An 11,358-nucleotide genomic window follows, 5' to 3' on the forward strand; every position below is an offset into this window, starting at 1 on the left:
CCGGCTTGCGTCACTAACACGCGCGCATTATGCCATAGCGTGCCAGGCGCTCACTACAGCAGTGACCACTTCGCTGTCGGCATCCAGTCCTGAAATCTCAGCCAGCGTCGCCTGCGGACCCTTCTCTGCCAGCAGCGTCGCCAGCTCCTGCGCCTGCGGGTCCTGATCGCTGTGATAGCGCAGGGCGGCGGCAATGCCCTGCACCAGGCTGGCGTGCGGCAGACCATACTCCAGCGTACCCAGCACCGGCTTGATCAGGCGATCGCCCGCGCTGAGTTTGCGCAGCGGCTGGCGGCCCACGCGCTCAACATCATCTTTCAGGTAAGGGTTTTCAAAACGACCCAGGATTTTCTGGATGTAAGCCGCGTGCTTATCCGCGTCAAAACCGTAACGCTTAATCAGCACCGCGCCGCTCTCCTCCATCGCGCCTTTCACCACCGCCCGGATTTTTTCATCGAGGATGGCGTCACGAATGGTCTGATGACCGGCCAGCTGGCCGAGATAGGCGGTAATGGCGTGGCCGGTATTCAGGGTAAAGAGTTTACGCTCCACAAAGGCCATCAGGTTATCAGTCAGCTCCATGCCCGGAATCGCGGGCAGATCGCTTTTAAACTGGGTTTGATCAACGATCCATTCGCTAAAGGTTTCAACGGTCACTTCAAGGGGATCGTTGCTGCCCGCTTCTGATGGCGGCACGATGCGATCCACTGCCGAGTCCACAAAGCCGACATGCTGCTCCAGCCAGGCGTGATACTGCTCTGGCAGCGCCTTCAGCACATGCTGTTTCAGCTGGCTGGTGCCGCGTACCATGTTTTCACAGGCGATGATGTTCAACGGGCGGCTATTGCCGTCGTCACAGCGTTTTGCCAGGCCTTTGGCCACACTGCCGGCAATACGCTCCAGAATCTGGGGTCCCACGGCGGTAGTGACCAGATCGACTTCAGAAACCAGCGTCACGATTTCATCGCTGGTGCTGTTTACCGCGCTGACGCCGGTAACGGTTTCCACTTTGGCCTGTTCGCCAACCACATGAACGGGATACTCATGACGCGCGTTCAGTGCATCCAGCACGGTCTGATTCACATCAGCAAAAACCAGTTCGATACCTGCATCAGCCAGTAATTTGCCGATAAAGCCACGACCAATGTTTCCTGCTCCGAAATGTAACGCTTTCATAATTTTTGACCCATATCAAATGACGATGGGGCGGGCAAACCCGCCCCAGGAGATCGGGACGGGCATGACCGCCCCAGGGAATATACGCGCTCTGAATCAGACGAGCGCGGTCTTGCCTGACAGCAGATCCAGCACTTCCTGCACGCTGGTGGTGTTCGCCAGCTTCTCAATCACGCTGTCATCATCCAGCGCGTTGGTCAGGCTGGTGATCACCTGAATGTGCTCGTTGTTACGGGCAGCAATACCAATCACCAGGCGGGCCACATCGTCCGGCTCTTCGCCAAACAGTACGCCAGCCGGATACTGGCAGAACACCACGCCGGTTTTCAGCACGCGGTCTTTCGCTTCGACCGTACCGTGCGGCACGGCGATCGACTCACCGAGGTAGGTCGGCGTCAGTTTTTCACGCGCCAGCATCGCCTCAACATATTCAGGCTCGACGTAACCGCCTTTTACCAGCTGTTCACCGGCAAAGCGAATCGCCTGCTCTTTATTGCTGGCGGTCAGGCCGAGGAAGACGTTATCCGCACCCAGTTTAAACAGGTGCGCGTTGCCTTCGTCGTAGCTGTCGGAGAGCGCGGTGTTCACCGTGGCACGATGGGCTTCACTGCGGTTCGCCGCCACCAGGCGCTCGGTCAGGGTGCTGTAGAGCGCGCTGTCGAGGAAGTTGTTCAGGGAAATATGCTGCGCGTGCGGGGCCTGGCGCATCGCCCGCTCCGTCAGGTCACGGTGGGTGATCACCAGGTCGACATCACCCGGCAGGGCGTTGATCGCGGTGTTGGTGACGGAGACGTTGCTCAGACCGGCATCCAGCACTTTTTTACGCAGCACACCGGCACCCATGGCGCTGGAACCCATACCGGCATCACAGGCGACGATGATTTTACGCACGTGATGCAGCTCAACGCTCATGGCATCGCTGGCGACCGGCGCACCGGCCACGCTCTGGCCTTTCGACTGCGCTTTCATGTCATGCATGCGCTGGGTCGCGGCTTCAATGCTGTCATCTTCTTTTACTTTACTGGTTTTCAGTAAGATGGCTGAAACCACGAAGGAGACGGCGAACGCCGCCACGATAGCGGCGATATTGGCGAAGTAGGCACCTTTTGGCGTCATCGCCAGCACCGCCAGGATAGAACCTGGTGAAGCTGGAGAGACCAGGCCGCCGTTCAGTACGGTCAGCGTGAAGACGCCGGTCATACCGCCGAGGATTACCGCCAGCAGCAGGCGAGGGGCCATCAGCACATACGGGAAGTAGATCTCATGGATACCGCCGAGGAAGTGGATAATCGCCGCACCGCCCGCAGACTGTTTAGCACTGCCACGACCAAAGAACATGTAGGCCATCAGCACGCCCATTCCCGGACCTGGGTTGGCTTCGATCAGGAAGAAGATCGACTTGCCCGCTTCACTCGCCTGCTGGATGCCCAGCGGTGAGAAGATACCGTGGTTAATGGCGTTGTTGAGGAACAGGATTTTCGCCGGTTCCACGAAGATAGAGGTCAGCGGCAGCAGGTTGTTCTGCACCATCAGGTTGACGCCAGCCGCCAGAATATGTGACAGACCCTCAACCAGCGGACCGATCGCCAGGAACGCCAGCAGCGCCAGAATCATCCCGATAATACCGGCCGAGAAGTTGTTGACCAGCATCTCGAAGCCGCTTTTGATTTTGCCGTCAATCGCCCGGTCAAACGACTTGATCGCCCAGCCGCCCAGCGGACCGGCAATCATCGCGCCGAGGAACATCGGCATATCCGCACCGACAATCACACCCATGGTGGTGATGGCACCGACCACGCCACCACGATCGCCGCCCACCAGACGCCCACCGGTGAAACCGATCAGCAGTGGCAGCAGGTAAGTGATCATCGGGCCAACCAGTTTGGCCAGCGTTTCGTTAGGGATCCAGCCCGTTGGAATGAACAGCGCGGTGATGATACCCCAGGCGATAAACGCCCCGATGTTTGGCATCACCATATTACTCAGAAAGCGACCAAAGCTCTGTACTTTGACCTTCACTGATGAGGACATAAACCCACCCCTTATTGAGACGCGCTGCAATAGGAGAGCGCGCTTGTTTTTGTTTAGCCACCCCGACCGATTGCCGGTGGTATTACTGTATGCAGGCGGACTCTATCACGCGAATATGACGCTGCGTAGCGCCCGGCCTAAGTGTGATCTACATCACGCAATTAAGGTGGTAGCAGGGGTGTTTAGCGTGACTCAGATCACAATTATCCCGAGCACAGGCGGCTTTTTGCCTGATTTCCAGGCAGAAAGTGGGATTGTCTGTGACTTAAATCACACTTTTTTGGGGCGGGTTTGTTATATATATGTGACTTAGATCACAAACAATTTCAGGTCAAAAATGCGCCAGATCACACTTTAGTCGGCGGGGAATTCGATAAGCGAAAAGCGGGGAAAAGAAGAGGGACAGGCGAATGTCGCCTGTCCGTCACAGCGGTTACTGTAAGCCGCTCTGGACCGCGTTCTGTGCCTCGGTCAGCGCCTGGGCATTGGCGGATAAGGTGCTCATCAGCGCGTTGTACTGTGTCGCCTGCTCCTGAGTCGGGAACTGGACGCCGCCATCGTTAAAGCTGACGCGGGTGCCCTGGGTTTGCAGGAAATCGCCGGTCTGCACCGCGCCCTGGCTCAGAGCCTGTAATTTTGGCAGCAGCGGGATGAGCTGATTGGCGGGCACCGTCACTACCTTGTTGTAGGCGGCATCGTAGACTTTCTTCAGATCGTCGGGCTGTTTAAGCGCCGCTTTGCTGCTGTCCGCCTGCATTTTGGCGCTTTCAATCTGCTGCGTGACGATCACCAGCGCGCTGTTCGCCTGACGCAGTGAGTCACGACGGCTGAGGTAATCCTGCGGAACGCGAATCGCGGAAAGCTCATCCACCACCGGGCGCATGCCCTGTTCAACCGCTTTGTTCGCCTGCTGTGAGAAGCCATAGATAATGGCGTAGTCGCTGGCGAATTTGCCAAAGCTCTGCTTCTGATTTTCGCTCAGGCTGGGCAGATGCTCGCCGCTGCGCATAACGGTATTCTGGAGAAAGTCAGTGAATGCTTTGCGCTGCTCGCCTTCTTTATCACCGCAGGCGGTGAGTTGCAGCACGATCAGCGCACCCGCGAGCATAATGCCGCTGCGCGCCCAGAGGCGTGTAAGTCCTAAAGCCATAGGTTCAACTCCTGTCGGTAAAACGGTCTGAGGTCCAGGTAAGAATGGCCTAAAGAATAGAACAAACCCGCGCTGCGGCACAATGCGAAACCGCCGGTGAGAAGCAGACTCTGCGCCACGCCGGAGCCGCGGCGCGGCTTCGCGCTCAACTGACCAGCGCCTGCCCATCCTTGCGGCTCTCGGTGGCGGCGATATAGAAGCCCTGCGGATCACGCACTATCGCCTGAGCGCCACCAAAATTGTAATTGCTGAGCGGATCTTCCAGCACCACCTGATGCCCCATGCGCCGCAGGGTGCTGAGGGTGTTACGATCCAGGGTCGATTCAAACACCACTTCGCGTCCCTGCACCACCCGCCAGCGCGGCGCATCGATCGCGGCCTGTGGATTCTGCCCGTGCAGCATGATACGCAGCGCCAGCTGCACATGGCCCTGCGCCTGCATCGGTCCGCCCATCATGCCAAACGCCATCAGCGGCAGGCCCTGCGCATCCAGCGCAAAGGCGGGGATGATGGTATGGAAAGGCCGCTTACCGCCCGCCACAACGTTGGGATGGTCTGGATCGAGTGAAAAACCCGCGCCGCGATTTTGCAGGCTGATGCCGGTCTCCGGCACCACCACGCCCGAGCCAAACCCCATATAGTTGGACTGAATAAACGACACCATCATGCCGCTGGCGTCGGCGGTCGCCACATAGACAGTGCCGCTCTGCTGAGGCGAGCCAAAGCGGAAAACACCGGCCCGTTCGGGATCGATCAGCCCGGCCCGCTGGCGGATGTAGTCGCTGCTCAGCAGCAATTCAGCCGGAAACTCCAGGTGATCTTCATCGGTGACGTAGCGCTCCAGATCGACCAGCGCCAGCTTCATCGCCTCAATGGAGAGATGCAGCCACTGGGGGGAGTCGGGCGCGTAGCGGTTAATCTCCCAGGCTTCCAGAATACCGAGCGCGATCAGGGTAGCGATACCCTGACCGTTAGGCGGCAGCTCCTGCACCGATCCACCGGCAAAGGGACGCGACAGCAGCGTCACCCAGTCAGCGCGATGGTTTTTCAGATCGTCCAGCGTCAGCGCCGCCCCGTGCTCACGAGCGAAATCCGCCATCTTCTGCGCCAGTGCGCCGCGATAAAAACTCTCCCCCTGGGTTTCGGCGATCTCCTGCAAGGTCGCCGCCTGCGCCGGATTGCGGAACAGTTCGCCGGTGCGCGGTGCGCGACCCTGTGGCGCGAAGCAGTCGCGGAAGCCTGGCTGCTCCTTGTGCCGGTCATAACCGCGCTGCCACAGCTCCCCAATCAGCGGCGAGACCGGAAAGCCATGCCGCGCATAGTCAATGGCCGGCTGCGCTAAGGTGGTGAGCGGCAGTGTGCCGAAGCGTTGCGCCAGCGTGACCCACGCCGAGACAGCGCCAGGCACCGTGACCGATTCCCAGCCGGTTTCAGGCATGGCGCGCTGCCCGGCAAAGCGGGAGGGGTGCCAGGCGGCGGGCGCACGGCCTGAGGCGTTCAAACCATGCAGCTCCCGCCCATCCCAGACGATGGCGAAGGCGTCGCTGCCGATGCCGTTTCCGGTTGGCTCCAGCACGGTTAAGGCGATGGCGGTGGCGACAGCCGCATCCACGGCATTGCCGCCCTGTTGCAGCATCCGCATGCCCGCCTGTGCAGCCAGCGGCTGGGAGGTTGCCACCGCGTTATGGCCCATCATCGGCACGCGGTGAGAGGGGTAGCTGACGTTAAAATCGACTTCGCGCATCGTTTTTCCTTATCGGGTAAGAGGGGCCGCTGTCACAGGCCAGCGGCTGCACCTTGAGTGCGCATCGGGTCAGCGGTTATCTGCCCGGACTGCACCAGAATGAGGAGCCACCCCTTTGTTTACTCTCACTGTTGATTAATCTGCTGTGTCGGCGGCGCTCAGGATAAAAGATCTCTCCGTTCCGCACTGTGAGCCGCCGCGCGGCCGGGAACCGGGAGGGGTTGAGAATAATCCTATTTTCATTAGTATGATGAATATATGTGTTCAGGAAGTAACCCATTGGCGTATATTTTGCAGACATCAACTGAAGTGGTGTAGCGCCTCACAGAAATGAGAAGATGCCCTTAAAAAGTATGACGGCATCCACATTTACGGCAAACACCATTTGATTTTTTGCAGGCTGTAAATCAGCAAAAATCAACGTCCTCAGCGGGTTAGTGACGGTGGAAACGCGCCGGCACAGCATAGTTAAAAAAATAATTATAAATTGCGCGGCAAATAGTCAGGTCTCTATCCATACTTAGTCTCCCGGCATTTGTTGCATTGTTCTGACACCTTTAACAGAAGTGCACAGCAGGCTGAGTCCCGTAGTGGTTTCTCTCATAACAAAAACAAACCCTTGCGGGATCCAGCCTGAAACAGACCCGGTTTCAGAGTCCTGACTTCAGGCTCGTGCCTCTCTACTTTGACGTGCTTCATAGCGAGTTTTTAAGGAGTTCTCTATGGAATTAAAAGATCCGATGTTTGAATTGCTCAGCAGCCTTGAGCAGCTTGTGTTGACCCGAGACGACCGTGCCGCTGATTTACTGGTTCAGCGTCAGCCTGCCCAGCCAGAACCGCAGCGCCTGCGTGAAATGACCGGTATGCAGGTTGATGAGTTTGCAAAAGTGATGGGTGTCAGCGTTTCTTCCGTGAAAAGCTGGGAAGCGCGCCGTACCCGTCCTTCCGCGACAGCGCAGAAACTGATGAAGTTGCTGCATGCCAACCCCTATCTGGGTCGGCAGCTGCTGGAATGAGATGAATTCGTGTTGTAAATGAACCCGCCGCTGGCGGGTTTTTTTATGCCTGTGGTTCGCGGTATTTTGCCTGCTGTTTCTCAAACCAGCTCTCCGGCACGTTATAGGGCGGCTGCTTCAGCTGGGCGATCCCGCTTTCAATGACGGCTGAAGCCTGCTGCCATAACTGCGCATCACCCTGTTTCAGCAGCGCAATCTGTAACCGCTTTTCCACCAGATAGATGCGGGCGAAGTGGGGATCAAAGCGGACAATGGCGCGGGTGTTGTCGATGATGTCAGCCAGTTTGATGGTCTGCGCGTCGGGACTGGCGCTGGCGGTATGGCGAAAATGCGCCACTTTGCGGGCGGCGCGGTTTTTCGCCGTCGCCGGGGCGCTGTCAGTGAGCATCTCCACCAGCGCGGCCACGCGCTCGCCAAACCCGGCTTCAATGTCGCCTAGCGTGATGGCGGTATCTTCCACGGTATCGTGCAGCCAGGCGGCCGCCAGCAGGGCGGCGTCATGGCTGACGCTGCGCACTAATTCCGCGACCGCGGCCGGATGCACGATGTAAGGCTCATCGGTATATTTGCGGCGCTGGCCCGCACCCGCATGCGCTTCGGTGGCAAAGCGTCGCGCCTGTTCTTCCAGTGAATCCTGCATGCGTCAGCTCCTGTTGAAAGTTTGCTTGCAATTATCTAGCGCGCTATCTATATTGATACCCATGAACAGTGATCAAGATGACAAAAAAGTGAAACCGATGCCACTGTTGGTCGATCAGCACCTCTGCTTTGCCCTCTATTCAGCCAATCTGGCGATGAATAAGGTCTATCGCCAGTTGCTGAGCCAGCTCGACATCACCTATCCCCAATATCTGGTGATGCTGGTGTTATGGCAGAAAGACGAACTCACCGTCTCCGGGATTGGCGAGCAGCTTTTTCTCGACTCCGCCACCCTGACGCCGCTGCTGAAGCGGCTGGAGAATGCCGGTCTGCTTGTCCGGCAGCGTAGCCGTCAGGATGAGCGTCAGGTGGTTGTGACCCTGACCGAGGCGGGCCGGGCGTTACGCGCCAGGGCAGAATCTATCCCGGAAGCGGTCAAATGTGCCACCGCCTGCGACGATGACGCCCTGCTGGCGCTGAAATTACAGCTGGATGGGTTGCGCGACAACCTGAACCGCTCACGATAAACATGCTGACGGGTGCCGGGCACCCGTTAAACCTCGCCGCCCGATTACAGCTAAATAAGTAGCGGGCGATTTAATAGCGTAAAGGAGAAGTAGAATGTCTTTAGAACAAGTGGTTTACCGCGCCAAAGCCAAAGCAACCGGTGGTCGTGATGGTCGTGCTACCTCCTCTGATGGCGTACTGGACGTGAAACTGGGCGTGCCAAAAGAGATGGGTGGCGCGGGCGGTGAAGTGACCAACCCTGAGCAGCTGTTTGCGGCGGGCTACTCTGCCTGCTTCCTCGGCGCGATGAAGTTCGTGGCGGGCCGTGACAAAATCGCGATGCCGAAAGACGCCTGGATCGAAGGTGAAGTCGGTATTGGTCCTATTCCTGACGGTTTCGGTATCGAAGCGACCCTGAACATCCACCTGCCAGAGATGGATGAAGCGGAAGCACAGAAGCTGGTGGATGCGGCACATATCGTCTGCCCATACTCTAACGCCACCCGCAATAACATCGACGTGACGCTGAGCATCATTCGCTAAGCGTCTTGCGGGCCTGAACGCTTCAGGCCCGCTTCTCCTCTCTGCCTGTTCTGCGGCAACCTCCGCCCTGATGCGAGGAGACTCTGCCGCCAGCGTGCAAAAAATGTGCTAATCCGGGCGACAAAGATTATTTTCTGGCCTGGAGGCTGCTGCCATGTTTTACTGAGCCACCTCGCGTTATAGCCCAAAAATCCGTTCAGAATTTTCCTTCATCTTGTCCGGTCCGCTTATTCAGCGAACTCTGCCGCATTTCGGTAGTCACATAAAAGGTTTGGTCAAGCGCTTCACACCGGAGAAACTCCCTTTTTCATGAATTATATTAAAACGTTAACGCAGCAGAAGTTATCGCTATTGCTGGCGCTCTATCTCGGTATCTTATTGAATTTGCCGATATTCTATCGTCGTTTTGACGGTTTCCTGACGAAATCTACGGTCACAAACTGGCTGACCGCCGTGACGGAAGTCGTGGCGATTGTGCTGCTGACCTTCTTCCTGATGCGCCTGCTGTCGCTGGGCGGAAAGTGGTTTTATCGCGTGCTCGCCACGCTGATTGTTCTGATTTCGGTTGCCGCTGCTTATTATATGGCGTTCTTCAACGTGGTGATTGGCTACGGCATTGTGGCGTCGGTGATGACCACCGACACCGATCTCTCTAAAGAGGTGATTGGCTACCATTTCGTCCTGTGGATGGTGCTGGTCAGTGCGCTGCCGCTGCTGATGATCTGGCGCAATAGCCTGAGCATGACGCTGAACGAGCAGCTGCGTACGCCGGGACAGCGCCTGAAGCCGACCCTGATTATGCTGCTCTGCGTGGCGCTGGTCTGGCTGCCGATCCGCTTCTTCGACAAACTGCAAAAAGAGAACGAAGAGATCACCAATATCGATCTCCCCAGCTACGGCGGTGTGGTGGCGCACTCTTATCTGCCCTCTAACTGGCTGGCGGCCGTCGGGCTGTTTGCCTGGACGCGGCTGGATGAGACGCTGGAAAATCATGAGCTGCTGGATCCGGCGAAGAAATTTACCTATGTTGCGCCCGCCGGGCTGGATGACACCTACGTGGTGTTTGTGATTGGCGAAACCACCCGCTGGGATCACATGGGTATGCTGGGCTATCAGCGTGATACCACGCCGAAGCTCTCGAAAGAGAAGAATCTGGTGGCGTTCCGTGGGGAATCCTGTGATACCGCCACCAAGCTGTCGCTGCGCTGTATGTTCGTGCGCGAGGGCGGCACCATGGACAATCCGGGCCGCACGCTGAAAGAGCAGAATGTGTTTGCGGTGCTGAAAGAGCTGGGCTTCACCTCTGAGCTGTTTGCGATGCAGAGTGAGGTCTGGTTCTACGACAACATCAACGCCAATAATTTCGCCTTCCGTGAGCAGATTGGTTCAGAAGAGCGTAACCGGGGCAAAGCGGTGGATGACATGCTGCTGGTGCCGGAAATGAAGGCGTCGCTGGATCGTTTCCCGAAAGGCAAGCATCTGGTGGTGTTGCACACCAAAGGTTCGCACTATCTCTATTCCCAGCGCTATCCGCGCAGTTTTGCGAAGTATCAGCCAGAGTGTATGGGCGTGGATGAGACCTGTAGTAAAGCGCAGTTGATTAACGCCTACGATAACTCGGTGCTCTATGTCGACAGTATGCTCGACAGCGTGCTGGATCAGCTGCGCGATAAGAAGGCGATTGTCTTCTATGCGGCTGACCACGGTGAATCGATCAGCGAGAATATGCACCTGCACGGCACGCCGCGTGAAATGGCTCCGCCGGAGCAGTTCCGCGTGCCGATGATCGTCTGGGCCTCCGATAAGTATCTGGCTGATAATCAGAACCGCGCTAACTTTGAACGGTTGCAGGCGCAGCAGCGCGTGGGCAAAACCCATCGTCACGTTGAGTTGTTCGATACTATCCTGGGCTGTCTTGGCTACACCTCGCCAGATGGCGGTATCAACCCGGCCAACAACTGGTGTCAGGCACCGGCGGCGGGCCAGGCGAAAGCGCAGTAAGCGGAGCGGGGAAGCGGTGGAGCAGGCGAGGCGATCTCAGCCACCGCGCGCTTTCCAGGCGATCGGCGGCAAAAGCATAAAAAGCGGTTGACGCTGATCGGGGGTCGCAGTAACATGCGCCCCCATCGGCGAGTAGCGCAGCTTGGTAGCGCAACTGGTTTGGGACCAGTGGGTCGGAGGTTCGAATCCTCTCTCGCCGACCATATTTAAGAAACCTGTCTGAAAAGACAGGTTTTTTTTCGTCTGTAGAAAAGAGGATGAGAACCTCCGCAGGAGGTTTGAGCCGAGCGTAGCGAGACAACGTTGCTTTAGCAACGGCCCGCAGGGCGCTGCTCGCAGAGCAGCGTTATCCTCTCTCGCCGACCATATTTAAGAAACCTGTCTGAAAAGACAGGTTTTTTTTCGTCTGTAGGAAAAGAGGATGAGAACCTCCGCAGGAGGTTTGAGCCGAGCGCAGCGAGACAACGTTGCTTCAGCAACGGCCCGCAGGGCGCTGCTCGCAGAGCAGCGTTATCCTCTCTCGCCGACCATATTTAAGAAACCTGTCTGAA

9 protein-coding genes, 1 tRNA gene and 2 other RNA genes are annotated in these 11,358 nt (G+C 57.4%); 7 read left to right on the forward strand and 5 right to left on the reverse strand.

The window, feature by feature from the left end; all coding sequences use genetic code 11:
* Window positions 1-27: 27 nt before the first annotated feature.
* The 4 genes from mtlD to ACCW71_RS16940 all read right to left on the reverse strand — a co-directional run bounded on the left by mtlD (window position 28) and on the right by ACCW71_RS16940 (window position 6,101).
* Complete coding sequence (mtlD, locus tag ACCW71_RS16925; RefSeq protein WP_436373379.1) at window positions 28-1,176, reverse strand: mannitol-1-phosphate 5-dehydrogenase; 1,149 nt, start codon at window positions 1,174-1,176, stop codon at window positions 28-30.
* Between the two features lie 96 nt (window positions 1,177-1,272).
* The gene (locus tag ACCW71_RS16930; RefSeq protein ID WP_436373381.1) at window positions 1,273-3,207 is read right to left on the reverse strand and encodes a PTS mannitol transporter subunit IICBA; all 1,935 of its coding nucleotides are present in this window, start codon (window positions 3,205-3,207) and stop codon (window positions 1,273-1,275) included.
* A gap of 433 nt (window positions 3,208-3,640) precedes the next feature.
* Window positions 3,641-4,357 carry a DUF3053 domain-containing protein gene (locus ACCW71_RS16935; RefSeq protein ID WP_436373383.1) on the reverse strand — a complete coding sequence of 239 codons (717 nt, stop codon included), beginning with the start codon at window positions 4,355-4,357 and terminating at the stop codon, window positions 3,641-3,643.
* Window positions 4,358-4,502: 145 nt separating this feature from the next.
* A complete protein-coding gene (locus ACCW71_RS16940) occupies window positions 4,503-6,101 on the reverse strand; it encodes a gamma-glutamyltransferase family protein (protein ID WP_436373385.1) in 1,599 nt (532 codons plus the stop codon).
* A gap of 722 nt (window positions 6,102-6,823) precedes the next feature.
* Here ACCW71_RS16940 and ACCW71_RS16945 point away from each other — a divergent pair.
* The gene (locus tag ACCW71_RS16945; protein WP_436373386.1) at window positions 6,824-7,117 is read left to right on the forward strand and encodes an HTH-type transcriptional regulator; all 294 of its coding nucleotides are present in this window, start codon (window positions 6,824-6,826) and stop codon (window positions 7,115-7,117) included.
* A 43-nt stretch (window positions 7,118-7,160) separates the two neighbouring features.
* On the opposite strand, the gene ACCW71_RS16950 is transcribed toward ACCW71_RS16945, so the two are convergent.
* Complete coding sequence (locus ACCW71_RS16950) at window positions 7,161-7,757, reverse strand: HD domain-containing protein (RefSeq protein ID WP_436373388.1); 597 nt, start codon at window positions 7,755-7,757, stop codon at window positions 7,161-7,163.
* Between the two features lie 61 nt (window positions 7,758-7,818).
* Between ACCW71_RS16950 and ACCW71_RS16955 the strand changes: the two genes are divergently transcribed.
* The 6 genes from ACCW71_RS16955 (at window position 7,819) to ACCW71_RS16980 (ending at window position 11,337) form a co-directional block, all read left to right on the forward strand.
* Window positions 7,819-8,283 (forward strand): MarR family winged helix-turn-helix transcriptional regulator, encoded by a 465-nt coding sequence (locus ACCW71_RS16955; protein WP_436373390.1) that lies wholly within the window; start codon window positions 7,819-7,821, stop codon window positions 8,281-8,283.
* A 94-nt stretch (window positions 8,284-8,377) separates the two neighbouring features.
* Entirely contained in the window at window positions 8,378-8,806 is a 429-nt protein-coding gene (locus tag ACCW71_RS16960) for an organic hydroperoxide resistance protein (RefSeq protein WP_436373392.1), read from the forward strand.
* 309 nt (window positions 8,807-9,115) lie between these two features.
* Window positions 9,116-10,807, forward strand: a complete 1,692-nt coding sequence (gene eptB / locus ACCW71_RS16965; RefSeq protein WP_436373394.1) for a kdo(2)-lipid A phosphoethanolamine 7''-transferase — start codon at window positions 9,116-9,118, stop codon at window positions 10,805-10,807.
* A 126-nt stretch (window positions 10,808-10,933) separates the two neighbouring features.
* A tRNA-Pro gene (locus ACCW71_RS16970) sits at window positions 10,934-11,010 on the forward strand.
* A 33-nt stretch (window positions 11,011-11,043) separates the two neighbouring features.
* A non-coding RNA gene (locus tag ACCW71_RS16975) (RtT sRNA) lies at window positions 11,044-11,173 on the forward strand.
* A 34-nt stretch (window positions 11,174-11,207) separates the two neighbouring features.
* Window positions 11,208-11,337: non-coding RNA, RtT sRNA (locus ACCW71_RS16980), on the forward strand.
* Window positions 11,338-11,358 lie beyond the last annotated feature (21 nt).

Origin of the sequence: Pantoea sp. C2G6 (assembly GCF_051336815.1) — a bacterium.
Lineage (GTDB): Bacteria > Pseudomonadota > Gammaproteobacteria > Enterobacterales > Enterobacteriaceae > Pantoea.

Excerpts from the sequence above, each read along its gene's own strand:
- mtlD (WP_436373379.1), bottom strand. The coding sequence starts at position 1,176 with ATGAAAGCGTTACATTTCGGAGCAGGAAACATTGGTCGTGGCTTTATC.
- ACCW71_RS16930 (WP_436373381.1), bottom strand. The coding sequence starts at position 3,207 with ATGTCCTCATCAGTGAAGGTCAAAGTACAGAGCTTTGGTCGCTTTCTG.
- ACCW71_RS16935 (WP_436373383.1), bottom strand. The coding sequence starts at position 4,357 with ATGGCTTTAGGACTTACACGCCTCTGGGCGCGCAGCGGCATTATGCTC.
- ACCW71_RS16940 (WP_436373385.1), bottom strand. The coding sequence starts at position 6,101 with ATGCGCGAAGTCGATTTTAACGTCAGCTACCCCTCTCACCGCGTGCCG.
- ACCW71_RS16945 (WP_436373386.1), top strand. The coding sequence starts at position 6,824 with ATGGAATTAAAAGATCCGATGTTTGAATTGCTCAGCAGCCTTGAGCAG.
- ACCW71_RS16950 (WP_436373388.1), bottom strand. The coding sequence starts at position 7,757 with ATGCAGGATTCACTGGAAGAACAGGCGCGACGCTTTGCCACCGAAGCG.
- ACCW71_RS16955 (WP_436373390.1), top strand. The coding sequence starts at position 7,819 with ATGAACAGTGATCAAGATGACAAAAAAGTGAAACCGATGCCACTGTTG.
- ACCW71_RS16960 (WP_436373392.1), top strand. The coding sequence starts at position 8,378 with ATGTCTTTAGAACAAGTGGTTTACCGCGCCAAAGCCAAAGCAACCGGT.
- eptB (WP_436373394.1), top strand. The coding sequence starts at position 9,116 with ATGAATTATATTAAAACGTTAACGCAGCAGAAGTTATCGCTATTGCTG.